General features: G+C 71.1%; 12 protein-coding genes and 1 pseudogene. 7 read left to right on the top strand and 6 right to left on the bottom strand.

What is annotated here, in order from left to right; translation table 11 throughout:
• Positions 1 to 13 precede the first annotated feature (13 nt).
• Positions 14 to 1,165: a serine hydrolase domain-containing protein gene (locus P3T35_RS04020; protein ID WP_218976673.1), complete on the bottom strand. Its 1,152-nt coding sequence runs from the start codon at positions 1,163 to 1,165 to the stop codon at positions 14 to 16.
• 188 nt (positions 1,166 to 1,353) lie between these two features.
• On the opposite strand from P3T35_RS04020, the gene P3T35_RS04015 reads away from it, so the two are divergent.
• From P3T35_RS04015 to P3T35_RS04000, 4 genes are all read left to right on the top strand, one after another.
• The gene (locus tag P3T35_RS04015) at positions 1,354 to 2,508 is read left to right on the top strand and encodes a sensor histidine kinase (RefSeq protein ID WP_101380206.1); all 1,155 of its coding nucleotides are present in this window, start codon (positions 1,354 to 1,356) and stop codon (positions 2,506 to 2,508) included.
• Positions 2,496 to 3,140, top strand: a complete 645-nt coding sequence (locus tag P3T35_RS04010; protein WP_101380207.1) for a response regulator transcription factor — start codon at positions 2,496 to 2,498, stop codon at positions 3,138 to 3,140. The genes P3T35_RS04015 and P3T35_RS04010 overlap by 13 nt, the downstream gene beginning before the upstream one ends.
• Positions 3,141 to 3,248: 108 nt before the next feature.
• A complete protein-coding gene (locus P3T35_RS04005) occupies positions 3,249 to 3,668 on the top strand; it encodes a hypothetical protein (RefSeq protein WP_101380208.1) in 420 nt (139 codons plus the stop codon).
• Positions 3,665 to 6,454, top strand: a complete 2,790-nt coding sequence (locus P3T35_RS04000) for a tetratricopeptide repeat protein (RefSeq protein ID WP_101380209.1) — start codon at positions 3,665 to 3,667, stop codon at positions 6,452 to 6,454. The genes P3T35_RS04005 and P3T35_RS04000 overlap by 4 nt, the downstream gene beginning before the upstream one ends.
• Here P3T35_RS04000 and P3T35_RS03995 read toward each other — a convergent pair.
• Positions 6,424 to 6,939 (bottom strand): hypothetical protein, encoded by a 516-nt coding sequence (locus tag P3T35_RS03995; protein WP_101380210.1) that lies wholly within the window; start codon positions 6,937 to 6,939, stop codon positions 6,424 to 6,426. The two genes, P3T35_RS04000 and P3T35_RS03995, sit on opposite strands and share 31 nt — an antisense overlap.
• Before the next feature lie 128 nt (positions 6,940 to 7,067).
• Between P3T35_RS03995 and P3T35_RS03990 the strand changes: the two genes are divergently transcribed.
• Complete coding sequence (locus P3T35_RS03990) at positions 7,068 to 7,814, top strand: maleylpyruvate isomerase family mycothiol-dependent enzyme (protein WP_101380211.1); 747 nt, start codon at positions 7,068 to 7,070, stop codon at positions 7,812 to 7,814.
• Here the strand turns inward: P3T35_RS03990 and P3T35_RS03985 are convergent.
• A complete protein-coding gene (locus P3T35_RS03985; RefSeq protein ID WP_101380212.1) occupies positions 7,747 to 8,283 on the bottom strand; it encodes a GNAT family N-acetyltransferase in 537 nt (178 codons plus the stop codon). The genes P3T35_RS03990 and P3T35_RS03985 overlap by 68 nt on opposite strands.
• A 23-nt stretch (positions 8,284 to 8,306) precedes the next feature.
• Positions 8,307 to 8,840 (bottom strand): hypothetical protein, encoded by a 534-nt coding sequence (locus P3T35_RS03980; RefSeq protein ID WP_101380213.1) that lies wholly within the window; start codon positions 8,838 to 8,840, stop codon positions 8,307 to 8,309.
• 136 nt (positions 8,841 to 8,976) lie between these two features.
• Here P3T35_RS03980 and P3T35_RS03975 point away from each other — a divergent pair.
• Positions 8,977 to 10,197: pseudogene (locus P3T35_RS03975) on the top strand (MATE family efflux transporter); the annotation flags it as partial.
• Positions 10,198 to 10,323: 126 nt separating this feature from the next.
• Here P3T35_RS03975 and P3T35_RS03970 read toward each other — a convergent pair.
• Together P3T35_RS03970 and P3T35_RS03965 are read right to left on the bottom strand one after the other, a co-directional pair.
• Positions 10,324 to 11,373 (bottom strand): asparaginase, encoded by a 1,050-nt coding sequence (locus P3T35_RS03970; RefSeq protein ID WP_101380214.1) that lies wholly within the window; start codon positions 11,371 to 11,373, stop codon positions 10,324 to 10,326.
• Between the two features lie 225 nt (positions 11,374 to 11,598).
• The gene (locus tag P3T35_RS03965; RefSeq protein ID WP_101380215.1) at positions 11,599 to 12,648 is read right to left on the bottom strand and encodes a helix-turn-helix transcriptional regulator; all 1,050 of its coding nucleotides are present in this window, start codon (positions 12,646 to 12,648) and stop codon (positions 11,599 to 11,601) included.
• Here P3T35_RS03965 and P3T35_RS03960 point away from each other — a divergent pair.
• A complete protein-coding gene (locus tag P3T35_RS03960) occupies positions 12,647 to 14,260 on the top strand; it encodes an MFS transporter (protein WP_101380216.1) in 1,614 nt (537 codons plus the stop codon). The genes P3T35_RS03965 and P3T35_RS03960 overlap by 2 nt on opposite strands.
• The last annotated feature ends 2 nt before the right edge of the window (positions 14,261 to 14,262 follow it).

The raw sequence follows: 14,262 nt of genomic DNA, 5'->3' as shown, positions 1-14,262 counted from the left end.
CATTCCTTGGACCTCAACGCCCCTGATGCTCGGCGTTCGGGTTCGCGCACAGGGCGTCGTCGACCAGCTTGCTCTCGGCCTGTTCCACGTGCTGGACATCGTCCGCGGAAACGGCGAGGACGCCCGACAGCGAGACCGTGACGCTGCGCCGGCCGTCGGCGGTGACGCCGGCGGCGCTGATCCAGCCGGAATCGCCGCCCTCGTGGCCCCAGTACACGCCGCCGCAGGACAGCGGGCGTGAGAAGAGTCCCAGCCCGTCGCGGGCGCCCGGCAGGAGCTGCTCGAAGTCCTCGTTGACCGGGGTGGTCTGCTTCATCTGCGCCAGCTGCGCCGGTGGTAGGAGCCGGCCGCCGAGCAGGGCGCGGAAGAACCGGTCGAGATCGGCGGTGGTGGAGACGAGCCCGGCCTCTCCGTTGGTGCCCTGGCCGATCTGTTCGGTGACGTCCACGAGCGGCTCGCCGGCCTTGAACCTCTGGTAGGTCTCGGCATGCGGCTGGGGCAGCGTGGGTGAACTACCCGGCCAGAAGGTGTGATCGAGGCCGAGCGGCCGGACGATCCGATCCCTCACCTCCTCGTGCCAGGGGTGCCCGGTGACCCGGTCGATGATCATGCCGAGCAGGACGTAACCCGTGTTGTCGTAGCTCCAGTCCTTGCCGGGCTGGAAGTCCGGGTGGTGGCTCATCGCCCGGGCGACGGTCTGCTCGGGTGTGTAGGTGTCGTACCGGTGCTGGTAGAAGTCCTCCGCCGAGGTGTAGTCCGGGTAGTCGTCGTGGATGCCGCTGGTGTGCTGCAGCAGTTGGCGAACGGTGATCGCGCGACCGTCATTGCCGTTTCCTGACACCACGCCCGGCAGCCATCGCGCGACCGAGTCGTCCAGGGAGAGCCTGCCGTCGCCCGCGAGTTGCAGGATCACGGTGGCCACGAACGTCTTGGTGATGCTGGCTATCCGGAAGTAGCCATCCTGAGAGACTGTCTGATGGTCCATCAGATCAGCGATGCCGCTGGTGGCGGTCATGTTCCGCCCGCCGGAGGTGACCAGGCGAGCCTGCACTCCCGTCACGCCGACTGCGGTGATCGCATCGGTGTCACGCTGCAACTGGGTTCGGCCATCGTGCTGTTGGGCGGCCATCGCGCCGGGCACACAGGTGGAAAGGATTCCGGTCACGATGGTGACCAGCGCCAGGTTCCGTCGGCTGGGCCGGCCGCGCCGCCGTGGTGAACGAATCGGTGAACTCTTCATGGGCGTTGACACTAGGTCTGGCTGAGGTGAGCAGACGGTACCCCTGGCCAGTGGGAAAAAGGGGTAGTGGGCTGTAGTGCCAGGCTCGGTCGCCATGGCTCAGACTTGTGCGAATGAACAACCAAGGGACCAGTCGGTTTTCAGCGATGTGGCGAGGTCTGGGCTATCTCCTGGGAAGCCTGCTCACCAGTGCGGTCGCCATGCTCGCGCTGCCGGTACTCATCGTCCCGGCGGTGGCTCGCGCGTGGGCGTCCTGGCATCGTCGCCGCGCCGACCGGCTACTGCGTTCTCCGCGTTCAGGTCCCGTCCGTGCCGGTACGTGGCGTGTTCTCGGGTGGCTGTGCGCATGCATCGTGAGCAGTCTGGCGTTCGGGCTCGTCGCGGTGCTGTGCGCAGGCAACGCGGTGGCCACGGCCATCACGGTGCCCCTGTGGTGGGCGTTGCCCGCCGGCACCCGCGCGGGCGGTTTCGGCGCCGGTGTCCCACTCTCCGGGTGGGGCACGGCGTTGACCCTGGGGACCGCACAGTTCGTCATCTTCGCGGCCCTGACCTACTGGCTGGTTCCACCGCTGGCCCGCCTACACGCCCGGATCTGTGGTGCGTTGCTGTCCCCCTCGGCCGCCGAAAGTCTGGCGCAGCGAGTGGAGACGCTGACCGAGACCCGAGCCGACGCCATGAACGCGCACGGCGCGGAACTCCGCCGGATCGAACGTGACCTGCACGACGGCACCCAGGCCCGGCTGGTGGCCATCGCGATGCGGCTGGGCGTGGCCCGTGAGTTGCTGAGCGAGGACCCCCAGACGGTGGTCAGGCTCTTGGCGGAAGCACATGAGAACACCGAGGAGGCGATGGCGGAGCTTCGTGCGGTACTACGGACGATCTACCCGCCGATCCTCGCCGATCGCGGCCTCGTCGGGGCGTTGGCCGCGTTGGGCACCCGATCGGCGATCGACACCACTCTCGATGTCGGCGACCTCGGCACGATCCCCGCCGCGGTCGAGGCCGTGGCCTACTTCACGATCGCCGAGGCGCTCACCAATGCCGCCAAGCACAGCCAGGCCACCCGGGCCACCGTCCGCGTCGCACGCCGCGGAGACCGGCTGTCGATCGAGGTCAGTGACGACGGGGTCGGCGGCGCCGATGAGACGCTGGGTACCGGGATCGCCGGAATCCGCCGCCGTGTCCTGGCACTCGATGGCACCGTCCACCTCCACAGCCCCAGCGGCGGCCCGACCACGATCACTGTGAGCCTGACGTGCGGGTCGTGATCGCCGAGGACAACGTCCTGCTGTCCAACGGACTGGAACTCCTGCTGACCGCCAAGGGCTTTCACGTCGCCGCGATCACCCAGGACGCCCCCGGCTTCGTCGCCGCCGTCACCGAACACCGGCCGGACGTCACCATCGTCGACGTACGGCTGCCGCCGACCTTCCGTGACGAGGGCATCCACGCCGCCATACAGGCCCGCCGCCGACACCCCGGGCTGCCCGTGCTCGTCCTCTCCCAATACGTCGAGCAGCAGTACGCCGGTGAGCTGATCTCCGATGGGCGCGGCGGCGTCGGCTACCTCCTCAAGGACCGGGTGAGCCGGGTGAGCGAGTTCACCGACGCGCTGCGGCGGGTCGCCGCCGGCGGAACCGTCATGGACCCGGAGGTGATCGGGCAGCTCCTCACCCGTCCCACCCACGACCCGATTGCCGCCCTCACGCCACGCGAACGCGAGGTTCTCGCCCTGATGGCCGAAGGAAAGGACAACGCCGCGATCGCGGCCCGGCTCGTCATCACCGACAACGCCGTCCACAAGCACATCGGCAACATCTTCGCCAAGCTCGGCCTCTCGCCGGCCGACAGCGGCCACCGCCGCGTCCTCGCAGTCCTCACCTATCTCAGCCGCCACTGACCAAGGGGAGCCGGCTGACACCAGGGCCGCCCGCCACGCGCGTTACGTCGTCACACGCCGGGCTTGGCCCTACTCTTGCCGCAGGTACGAACCCAGGGAGGGCACGGCATGGATCCGGTATCGGTGGGGCTGCTGGTCGCGTTGGCGGGGGGCGCCGGCGGGGAGATGGGCAAGTCGGCGTGGTCGGGGCTGTCCGCGCTGGTCCGCAAGCCGTTCCGACGCGGCGACAACTCGGCCGATGACCAGTTCAGTTCGGGCGAGGGCGAGCTGGCCCTGCTGAACCAGGCACCCGACGACACGGCGCGCGCCCAGGCGCTGAGCACTGCGCTGGCGGTCCGCGCGGCCCTCGACAGCGAGTTCCGCGCTGAGCTAGACACCTGGCACACCGAGGCCCGCCCGGTGTTGGAGCAGCCTCGTGTTCGCAACGTGCACAACGAGATCAAGGACGGTCGCTTCGACGGGTTCGTCATCCAGGTAGGCAACGTCGAACAGCTCAACCAGAACGTGCGGCCGACCGACCGTCCGTGACCCCAAACTCCGTCCACAACGAGATCACCGGCGGCGTCTTCTTCGCCCCGGTGATCCAGGGCCAGGTGGTCAACCTCCAGCTGCCGCCCACCATCGCGCCCGCGCTCTCCGGACTGCCGCCCGCCACCGGCTCGTTCACCGGCCGTGACCGCGAGATCGGGGCCATCCTCCAGGCGCTGGCCCCGGAGGACGCCGGCACCGACCACCAACCACCGGTGCTGGTATCGGCGTTATCCGGGCTGGCCGGGATCGGCAAGACCGAGCTGGCGGTTCAGGCCGCCGTCCGGGCGGTGCGCGAGCGGGGGTGGTTCCCGGGCGGGGTCCTCTTCATCGACTTGTTCGGCTACGACCCCGACCGCCGGCTCACCCCCGAGCGCGCCCTGGACGGCCTGCTCCGCGCCCTGGGCATACCGGCCGAGCACATCCCGCCCGGCCTCCAGGACCGCGCCCGCCTCTACCGCAGCGCCCTTGATGCCCTGGCCGCTGCCGGCCGCCGCGTCCTCCTCGTTCTCGACAACGCCGCCACCGCTGCACAGGTCGAGCCGCTGCTGCCCGCCGACGGCCGCACCGCCGCCCTTGTCACCTCGCGCCACACCCTGGACATCGGCGCCCGCCTCCACGACCTGGACACCCTCGCCCCGGACGCCGCCGTCGACCTGCTGGCCCGCGCGATCCACGAGGCGCGCGGCGCCGACGACACCCGCATGGCCGCCGACCCCGAGGCCGCCGCCACCATCGCCGCGCTGTGCGCCGGACTCCCCCTCGCCCTGCGGATCGCCGCCGCCCTGCTGGCCGACCACCCGACCCGCCCGGTCGCCTCCCTCGCCCAGGCGCTGGCCACCGCGCACACCCGGCTGGACCGGCTGCGCCGCGAAGACCGCGCGGTGCGGGCCGCGTTCGACCTGTCCTACCATCAACTGGCGCCCGCGCACGCGCGGTTGTTCCGACTGCTCCCGCTCAACCCCGGGCCGGACGTCGGTACCGAGGCCGCTGCCGAACTGCTGGGCGAGGATCCCTACGAGTCCGATTCGCTGCTCCAGGACCTGGCCCGGGCGCACCTGATCGAGCCGGGGCAGGCCTGGGGACGGTGGCGGCTGCACGACCTGGTGCGGCTGTACGCGGACCGGCTCGGGGGCGAGCATGCGGAGGAGGACGAGCGGGAGGACGCCCAAGAGCGGCTGTGCCAGTACTACTTGCTCGGTACCGATGCGGCCGGCGCATATCTGGTCGAGCTCGAATCGGAGGGCGCCCCGCGATTCCCCGACCGCTCCAGCGCCCTGGCCTGGTTGGACGGTGAGTACGCCAACGTGGTCGCACTCGCCCTCGCAATCGCCGCTTCGCCGCAGGGCGGTGTCGGCAGAGTGGTCGACCTTGCTGCCGGCCTCATGCCCTTCTGCAACCTCCGCCGTCGCTACGACGACGGCATCCGGATGTTCACTGCCGCGCTGGAGGTCTGCCAGTCCAGTGATGACCTGCAACGGGAGCGTGAGGTACTGAGCGGCCTGGCCATAGTCCTGTCCGCGGCATACCGCTTCGATGAGGCCCTGGCCATGCACACCCGAGCCCTCGCCATCTGCCACCGACTCGGTGACGATCGCCGGGCAACGGCCGAGTTGAGCAGGCTCAGTTCGGTCCTGATCGGCTTGAACCGGTACGAGGAGGCTGCGGATGCCGGCAAGGCGGCTGTCACCACGTTCCAGGAGTTGGGCGATGTGCTTGGAGAAGCCACCGCACTGGTCAGCCTCGGGATGGCGCTGTACCAAGCTCAGCGTCTGGAGGAGGCAGTCGCCGCCAATGCATCGGCTGTCGACTGCTACCGGGCGTTGGGCATGCGAGTCTTGGAGGCCGTCGCCTCGACCAACGCCGGCCTGGCCTTGCAGGGGTTGGGTCGCTTCCATGAAGCCCATCAGGTGCTTTCCCAAGCCATCGCCGTCTTCCGGGAATTCGGAGACCGCGGTCAGGAGGGCGATGCCCTGACCAAGTTGGGCATGACGCTGGCCGAACTGCGCCGGTTCGAGGAGGCCGTCGACGCATTTTCCGAGAGCCTGGCCATCTCCAAGGAGTTCGGAGACCGTCACCTGGAGGTCAATGACCTGGCCAACCTCGGTCTGGCACTGGGCTCGGCTGAGCGCTTCGCCGAGGCAGTCGACACCCTTGGTCAAGCCACCGCACTCGCCCGCGACCTCGACGACGCCCATGCCGAGGCCGACGTGTGCGACAAACTCGGCTCGGTGCTGCGCGGCGGTGGGCACTTCGAGGAGGCCGCGGAAGCGCACCGCCAGGCCGTCCTCCTGTTCGAAGAACTGGATGCCCCTTACCCCGCCACCCCTGCGCGTTGCCACCTTGGCCTGGCATTGCTGGCCCTGAACCGCGTAGCCGAGGCCGTCGACGCACTCCAGGGTGCTGTCGTCGGCTACCGCAGCCTGACTGCCCCGCATGACGAAGGCTGTGCGTTCCACAGCCTCGGCCTGGCGCTGCTGCTGGCCGACCGACCTGCCGAGGCGATCGAGGCCCAAACCCGCGCGATCGCCCTCTTCCAGAGCACCAACGACCACCTGCAGGAGGCCCGCGCCTGGCACGCACTGGGCCACGTGCAGTGCTATCTGAGCAAGTTCACCGAAGCGCAGGGCTCCCACGCCCGCGCCCTGGCCCTCTTCACCGAACTCGCCGACCACGAAGCCGCCGCCGGCGCCCGCCTCGGCGCGGCCATCGCGCACAACGAGCACTGGCGGCAGTCCGACATCCCGCAGCTGCGCTACTCCTCCAGCGTGAACCGCCAGGCCTGACGCTCGTCATCGAGCCGAAGCGGGCGCAACGTCGTGCGCGGCGGGTAGACCAGCAACAGGCCTAGGTCCAGCGCCAGTTCGACGCCGTCGACCGGGCCGCCGGGCGCCACCAGGTGGTAGGTGTCCGGTTCGGCGTCGTCTCGCAGTTCCCAGCGGACCGAGTACGGCCGGCCGGCGACCAGCTTGTTGATGTGCGGGGCGCCCTCGTAGCCGAGGTAGGTTCCCTCGCCGACGTTGCGCAGGAAGACGGTGCCGTTCGGGGCTGTGCCGTTCGGGGCGGGCAGCAGCTCCCACTGCTGCTGCCCGGGCTCACCCGCAGCCCGCAGGAGGACGGCCGGGCCATCCCAGCGCTCCAGGGTGAGGAGCTGCTCGCGTGGTTTGGCGATGGTGTACACGGGGCCCGTGCGGCGGGTGGGCACGGCGGCCGCCCGACCGGTGCCCGCTGCGAGGAAGGCGGGACTGCCGGCGGCCGAGGCCGCTGCCACCCCAATCACCTGACGTCGACTCGACTGATCGGTCATGCCGGGACCCTTTGACCAGGTACGCCCCAACCATCCCTACTCCCCTTGGAATTCCCCCGGTCGAGTGAACACCCCTCGGATACAGTTCACGCGTGCACGAGACGATCAAGGGCCTCGCCGCCTCCGCCGCCCGCCTCACCGACGCCGTCGACCGGCTCACCGACGCCGAGGTACGGGAGCCCGCCGCACTGCCGGGGTGGACCAGGGCACACGCCATCGCCCACATCGCACGCAGCATCGACGCGTACCTGTGGCTGCTGGCGTTGGCGCGCACCGGGGTTGAGCCGGGCCCCCGGCAGACCGGGGCGCAGATCGGGCAGGCCGTGGAGGAGTGGGCCGCGCGGCCGGCTGCCGAGCTGGCGGCGGATCTGGCGGACCGGGTGGCCGTACTGCTGGCGGCTGCCGAGGCGATGCCCGAGGATCGCTGGGAGTACCTGGTGAGCGCGTTGGCCGGGTGGCGGCACCCCGCCTGGTACACGCTGCTCCGAGCCCGGCGCGAGATCGAGACGCACCATGTGGACCTGGCCGTCGGCTACCGCCCGGCCGACTGGCCCGCCGACTACGTGACCTGGGCGCTGGACGAGACGCTGACCGCCCTGCGCGCCCGGGAGTTCCCGCTCGGCCGCGTCACCGCCGCAGACCTGGGCCGCAGTTGGGAGGGCTCCGGCGGCGGCGTAACGGTGCACGGGGACGGCCACGCGCTGCTCGCCTGGCTCGCGGGCCGGGAGCCTGCCGACGCCCTCACTACCGGCGCCCTCACTACCGGCGCCCTCACTGCCGACGGACCGCTTCCCGAGCCGCCGAGCTGGCCGCTTCCGCCGACCCCAGGCTGGAACTGACCAACTCAAGCTCCCCCACGGCTTCTTCGCCGCTCATCTCCCCCGTCTTGCGGAAGCCCAGGCCCAGGTAGAAGCCCTCGGGGCCGTCGTCGCCGGGGTGCCAGGTGACGACGAGCCTGCTGCCACCGCGCCTGCGGATCTCAGTGGCGACGGCCTCGACGGCGAACCGCCCGTAGCCACGGCCCTGTTGGTCGGCGGCGATGTTGAGGCGCCACAGGCCGGAGCGGATGTCGCGGCCGGTGCCGTCGCCGGCGAAGTCGATGTCCAGGAAGGCCATCAGGAAGCCGACGGGCCGACCGTCGTCGACGATCAGCCGGGGCCAGGCGACTCCGGCGGGATGCACGTAGGCCTCGGCCAGGGACTTCACCACGGGGTCGACCAAGTGCTGCTGGTCGGGGCGGACCGCGATGGCGCAGGCGGCGTCCAGATTGGCGGGGGTGAGCTCGTGCAACTCCGGGTTGATCATCATGCCCGCCAGCCTAGGTATGCAGGTCAATCCGTTTGCGGGCAGTCGTGCGGCTGGCCCCAGAGGCCCGCCTTGCACAGCAGCCAGTCGTCCAGCACCGGTTCGTCATAGGCCTCCCGGTCGACGAGCACGAAGTCCACCCGCACGTCCTCGTCGAGTTCGACCTGCAGCGTGCGCTGGTCGTGCAGGTTGGGGTAGGTCAGGACCGTCCATTTCACGTCCGCGTCGGCCAGCGCTGCCGTCACCTGGGACTCGGTGATCCGGGAGTCGACGGTGCGCAGCTCTCCCACTCCAGGGCCGGGGAGGTTCAGTTCCCCGTTCCAGACGGGAATGCTGATCGACTTGAGCCGCCGGCACTCGCAGAAGATCAGCTGCAGGCTGCCGTAGCTGTACCAGCGCGGCCACCGGTCCTGATGGAACACCCGTCCCCAGGCCCTCGGTGGACCGTACTGCTCGGCCAACTCCCCTAGCAGGGCACCGTATTGAAGTGCGCCGAACCGCCCGGTCGCCGCGAGGGCGGCCAGCTCGGCGGCGAACGGCGGGACGGGCGAGTAGGTCATGGGCCCACTCTACGAGAGGCTGGGTATACCTCTACTAGAGACACTCGATTCGAGGTAAGGTTCGACGGGTCGCCAGAAGAGGTGCCGTCAGAAGAGGCGCTGCCAGCAGAGGTGCCGCCAGCAGAGGAGTGTGCTCATGACACCATTGCCGTCGCCCCGCCAGACCCGCCGTGCCCTGCTGACGCTCGGCCTGCCGGTCTACGGGGAGTTGCTCTCCGGCGTCGTCGCCGGCGTCATCGACACCGCCTGGCTGGCCCGCCTGGGCGCTTCGGCCGTGGGCGCCGCCGCCGTGGCCACCACCACGGAGAACGTCCTGCTCGGCGTCATCCTGATGGCCAACGTGGGCACCACCGTGCTGCTTGCCGAGGCGCAGGCGCGCGGCCGGCGCGACGCCCCGCCCCTGATCGCACGGGCGGCCGCCATCCTCTGGCTGGCGATCACGCCGCTCGTCGCGGTCGGCGGCTTTCTGCTGCGCCACCAGCTGGCGGGGCTACTGGTGGGGGCCGACGCCGAAACCGCCCGGCTCACCGGAGAGTTCTACGCCATCGCGTTTCCCGGCATCGCGGTCTTCTTCGCCCAGAACGTGGTGGACGGCATCTTCAAGGGGATGGGCGACACCCGGACTCCGATGCGGACCGCGCTGCTGGCCAACGGGTGCGTCCTGGTGCTCGATCCGCTACTCATCTACGGCGCCCATCTCGGGGTCCGGGGTGCCGCGTTGGCCCTGGTGCTCGGGCGGGCGATCGCGCTGGTCCGCAGCCTGACGCGCCTGCCGCTACGACCGAAGCCTTCCCCCGTGCGGGAGTTGGCCCCGGTGATGCGTCGGCTGCTGGCGGTCGGGCTGCCGGCGTCGGGGGACTTCGTAGTGCGGATGGGCATCGCCATGAGCCTGGTCGGCATCGTCGCCCGGTTCGGCGAGGGCCAGTTGGCGGCCTACGGGATCGGGACCAAGGTGATCCTCTTTATCACCATGGCCTGCTATGCCGTTCGCCAGGCGGCCAGCATCCTCACCGCCCGCCATTCCGAAGCCCATAATGCGGAAGCAGCAAGGGATCTGATCGCCCGTCAGGCAGTGCTGGTGGCGATGGCCGTTGCTGCCGCCGGCGGGCTGGCGCTCGCCCTGTGCGGGCGCTGGGTGCTGGCCGGATTCACCGACGCACCAGGCGTGTTGAGCGCGGGAGCGGTACTGCTGCGCTACCTGGTGCCGTATCTGGTGCTGCTGGCGGGGGTGGTGGCACTCGGCGGGGTGTTCCTGGGCGGCGGGCGCAGCCGGACGGTGTTCGGGGTGACGCTGCTCGGCGCCGTGGTCCAACTGCCGCTCGCCTACGGGCTGAGCGCGGTGCCCGCCCTCGGGGTGCGGGGCGTCTGGCTGTCGATGAGCCTGGGCACCGGCGCTCAGTTGCTGCTGCTGTCCGGACTGTTCGGGCTGGCCCGGCTGACCGGGCCGGCCGGGCCGGCCGGGCCGGCCGGGTGGTCCCGCCGGTCAGGCCGCGTCGGGCAGGTCCGCGGCGGTCGGCTCCGCGGCGGGCAGAACCGCAGCGGCGGCCTCCCCGTCGGGCTGCCCGAGGAGCGCGCGCAGCACCGCGGTTCGGCGCTCGCCGGCCGTCTCGGCCAGCAGCGCCGCGAGCACGGCGATCCGGGCCTGGCCGACGCGCAGCGTCCCGGTGGGGACGGCTCCGGCGGCGACCAGGTCGACCGCGCCGCCGTGGGTGTAGATCTCAGTGACCGCACCGGCTGAGACCCGGGTGGTCAAGGCGACCAGCACCCCCTGGGCGCGGGCGGCGGCCACCGCGTCCACGAACTCCGGGGTGGCGTTGCCGGCGCCGGTGGCGACCAGCACCACGCCCTGCGCGCCGGCGTCGATCGCGGCGTTGAACAGCACCGGGTCGCCGTCGCTGTGGTGCACCACCACATCGACCCGGGGAGCGACGGCCGGCTGGACGGGCAGCGGGAGCGGGGCCGGACGCTCAGGGGTCTGCAGCACGCAGACCCGGCCGAAGCCGACGTCCCCGACCCGGCTGCCGGACGGGTCCGCGAAGGCGTCGGCGGCCACGGTCTGGGTCTTCACGGTGCCGCGCGCGGCATGCACCTTGCCGTCGAAGACGATCAGCACGCCGAGGTCGCGCACGGTGGCCGCGGTGACCAGGGCGTCGTGCAGGTTGCCGGGGCCGTCGCCGTCGGCGGCGTCCATCGGCAGCTGGGCGCCGGTGAAGACGACCGGGCGCGGGTCGTGGTGGTGGAGGTCGACCAGGAAGGCAGTCTCCTCCAGGGTGTCGGTGCCGTGGGTGACCACGATGCCGTCCACCGCCGGGTCGGCGAGCACCTGGTGCACGGTCTCCAGCAGGGTGAGCTGGTGGACGGTGGTGAGGCGCGGGCTGTTCACGCTGAACAGGTCCACCACCTCGACCTCGATGCCGGTGGGCACGGCGGCGGTGGCCATCACCTCGTCGCCGCGGGCGTCGGCGGCGAAGCCGGTTCCCTGCCAGCGGCTGGCGATGGTTCCGCCGGTGCTGATGACGACGATCCGCCCCATGGCTCGTCACCCCATTCGATGGTCGTACGTGTAGACGATCGCAATGGTAGGGAAGTGAGCGCGCAAGGCGATCGCTAGTTTCAGCACGAGCCGGACCGATCGTGGTGGAAACCAGCGCCTGGTGGCTGTTCGGCGCTGGTTTCTTGCGCTGATGATCCGAGCGGTCCAGCTCAGCACAGGTGCAGAGCGGGTTCGGAGCGGGTTCGAAGCAGGCTCAGAGTGGGCTCAGAGCCGGGCGAGCTGCTGCAGCCGAGCTTCCGAGTCCTCGTCGATGGGGGTGTAGACGGTCACCCGGGCGCCCTGGCGCGGGCCCAGCCACATGGAGGTGTAGTTCATCCGCAGCGAACCCACCACCGGGTGCACGAAGCCCTTGATGCCGCCCGCCACCTGGGCCGCGACGTCATACCGCGCCCAGGCCTCCTCGAACTCCGGGGAGGCCTGGCGCAGCCGGTTCAGCAGCGCCTTCCAGGCCGGATCGCCCACATGCTCGGCCAGCCCCGTGCGCAGCCGGGCGACCACGGTCCGGCTGGCGGCGTCCGGGTCGAGGTAGCGGGCGCGGTACTCGGGGTCGGTGAAGAGCAGCCAGATCAGGTTGCGCTGCTCGAAGGGCAGATCGTCCAGCTCGCCCAGCAGCTTGACGTACATGTCGTTGTACGCCAGCACGTCGTACCGGGCGTTCAGCACGCAGGCGGGCAGCGGGGAGAGCTGGTCCAGCACCCGCTGCACCACGGGGGTGACGATCGGGCAGTCCTTGCTCGGCATCGGATCGGCCGCGCCGGCCAGCGTGTAGAGGTGGGTCCGCTCATTGGGATCCAGCAACAGCGCCCGGGAGACGGCGGCCAGCACCTGGCCCGACACCTGGATGTCCCGGCCCTGCTCCAGCCACGTGTACCAGGTGACCCCCACCGAGGCGAGCTGCGCCACCTCCTCGCGGCGCAGCCCCGGCGTGCGCCGGCGTCCGGTGGACGGCAGGCCGACCTGCTCCGGGGTGATGCGCTCCCGGCGACTGCGCAGGAACGCGGCCAGCTCCTGGCGGCGCAGCTCGGGGCTGGCGGTGTGCGCGGGCGACGCGGAACGCTCAATCGGCGCGGACGGCGCGGAACGCTCGCTCGGCGCGGAAGGCGCGGACGGCGCGGAACGCTCGCTCGGCGCGGAAGGCGCGGACGGCGCGGAACGCTCGCTCGGCGCGGACGGCGCGAGGGTGTCCGTGTGCGGCGCGAGGGCGTCGGGCAGCGGTCGACTGGCCGTGTCGACAGGGATGTTGACGGTGGACATGCCCCTAGGATGCGCCCCTGGCACTCCGAACGCGACCCTGGTGCCGGGTAGTTCTGGTACCAGGATAACGAGACTCTGGTACCAGGCTATTGCGGACGGGATCGTAGTCGTCGTGACCAAGCAACTGGAACAGCAACTGGACCGCCCCCAAGCCCTCACCGACCGCCTCCCCCTCCCGACCACCCCCGCCCCCGCCGCCGTCCCCGCCTCCGCCTCCGCCTCCGGCGAGCACCGCTCCCTCTCGGCCCTCGGCCTGATCACCGTCCTGCTCGGCGCCTTCCTGCCGATGCTCGACTTCTTCATCGTCAATGTCGCGCTGCCCACCATCGACCACGACCTGGCCGCCGGCCCGGCCGTGCTGGAACTGGTCGCCGCCGGCTACGGCATCGCCTTCGCCGTCCTGCTGGTGCTGGGCGGACGGCTCGGCGACAGCCTCGGCCGCCGCAAGCTGTTCATCGCCGGCGCGGCCCTCTTCGCCCTCACCTCGCTGGCCTGCGGCCTGGCCCCCACCGCCTGGACCCTGGTCGGCGCCCGGGTCGCCCAGGGCGCCGCGGCCGCGCTGCTGATCCCGCAGGTGCTCGCCACCATCACCGCCTCCACCAGCGGCCCGCACCGGGCCCGTGCGCTCAGCATCTACGGTGCGGCCGGCGGCATCGCCGTGGTGATCGGCCAGGTGCTCGGCGGCATGCTGGTGCAGGCCGACCTGTTCGGCAGCAGCTGGCGCGCGGTCTTCCTGCTCAACGTGCCGTTCGCGCTGGCCGCCGGCGTGCTGGCGCTGCGCGCCGTGCCCGAGAGCCGCTCCGACGCACCCAGCCGCGTGGACCTGCCCGGCACCCTGCTGCTCTGCGCCGCGCTGCTCAGCCTGTTCGTGCCGCTGATGGAGGGCCGCGCGGTCGGCTGGCCGGTGTGGACCTGGGTCTCGCTGGGCCTCTTCCCGTTCATCGCTTGGGCGTTCATCGCCGTCGAGCGCCGCTCGGAGGCCGCCGGGCAGACGCCGCTGGTGCCGCTGTCGCTGCTGCGGATCCCCGAGATGCGCCGCGGACTCGGCATCGCGCTCCCCTACTTCGGCAACTTCGGCGCCTTCATGTTCATCCTGGCGATCACCCTGCAGCAGGGCCTGCACCTGAGCCCCGTCGACTCCGGCTGGGCCCTGGTCCCGCTCGCCGTCGGCTACTTCTCGACCTCCCTGGCCGGCCCGCGCCTGATCGGCCGGTTCGGCAGCCGGGTGATCACGGCGGGCTCGCTGATCATGCCGGTCGGTCTGATCGTGCTGATGGTGACGGTCCTGACCGACTTCAAGCACCTGGGCATCTTCTCGCTGCTGCCCGCCATGTTCCTGATCGGCAGCGGCAACGGCCTGGTCGGCACCCCGCTCTTCCGGGTCGTGCTGTCCACCGTCCCGCTGGAGCGGGCGGGCGTCGGCAGCGGCGTCCTCGCCACCACGCAGCAGTCCAGCCTCGCGCTGGGCGTGGCCACCCTGGGCACGCTGTTCCTCTCCCTGGTGCCCACGATGGGCATGGCGCACGCACTGGCCCTGGTGCTGGTGATCGAGCTGGCCGGCGCCGCCGTGGTCACCTTCCTGTCGACCCGCCTGCCGCGGTCCATGGGGTGAGC

It is taken from the genome of Kitasatospora sp. GP30 (assembly GCF_029892145.1).
Taxonomy (GTDB): Bacteria; Actinomycetota; Actinomycetes; order Streptomycetales; family Streptomycetaceae; genus Kitasatospora; species Kitasatospora acidiphila.
Note: the sequence above shows the minus strand (reverse complement) of the source record. Positions and strands in the feature narration are given on the sequence as shown.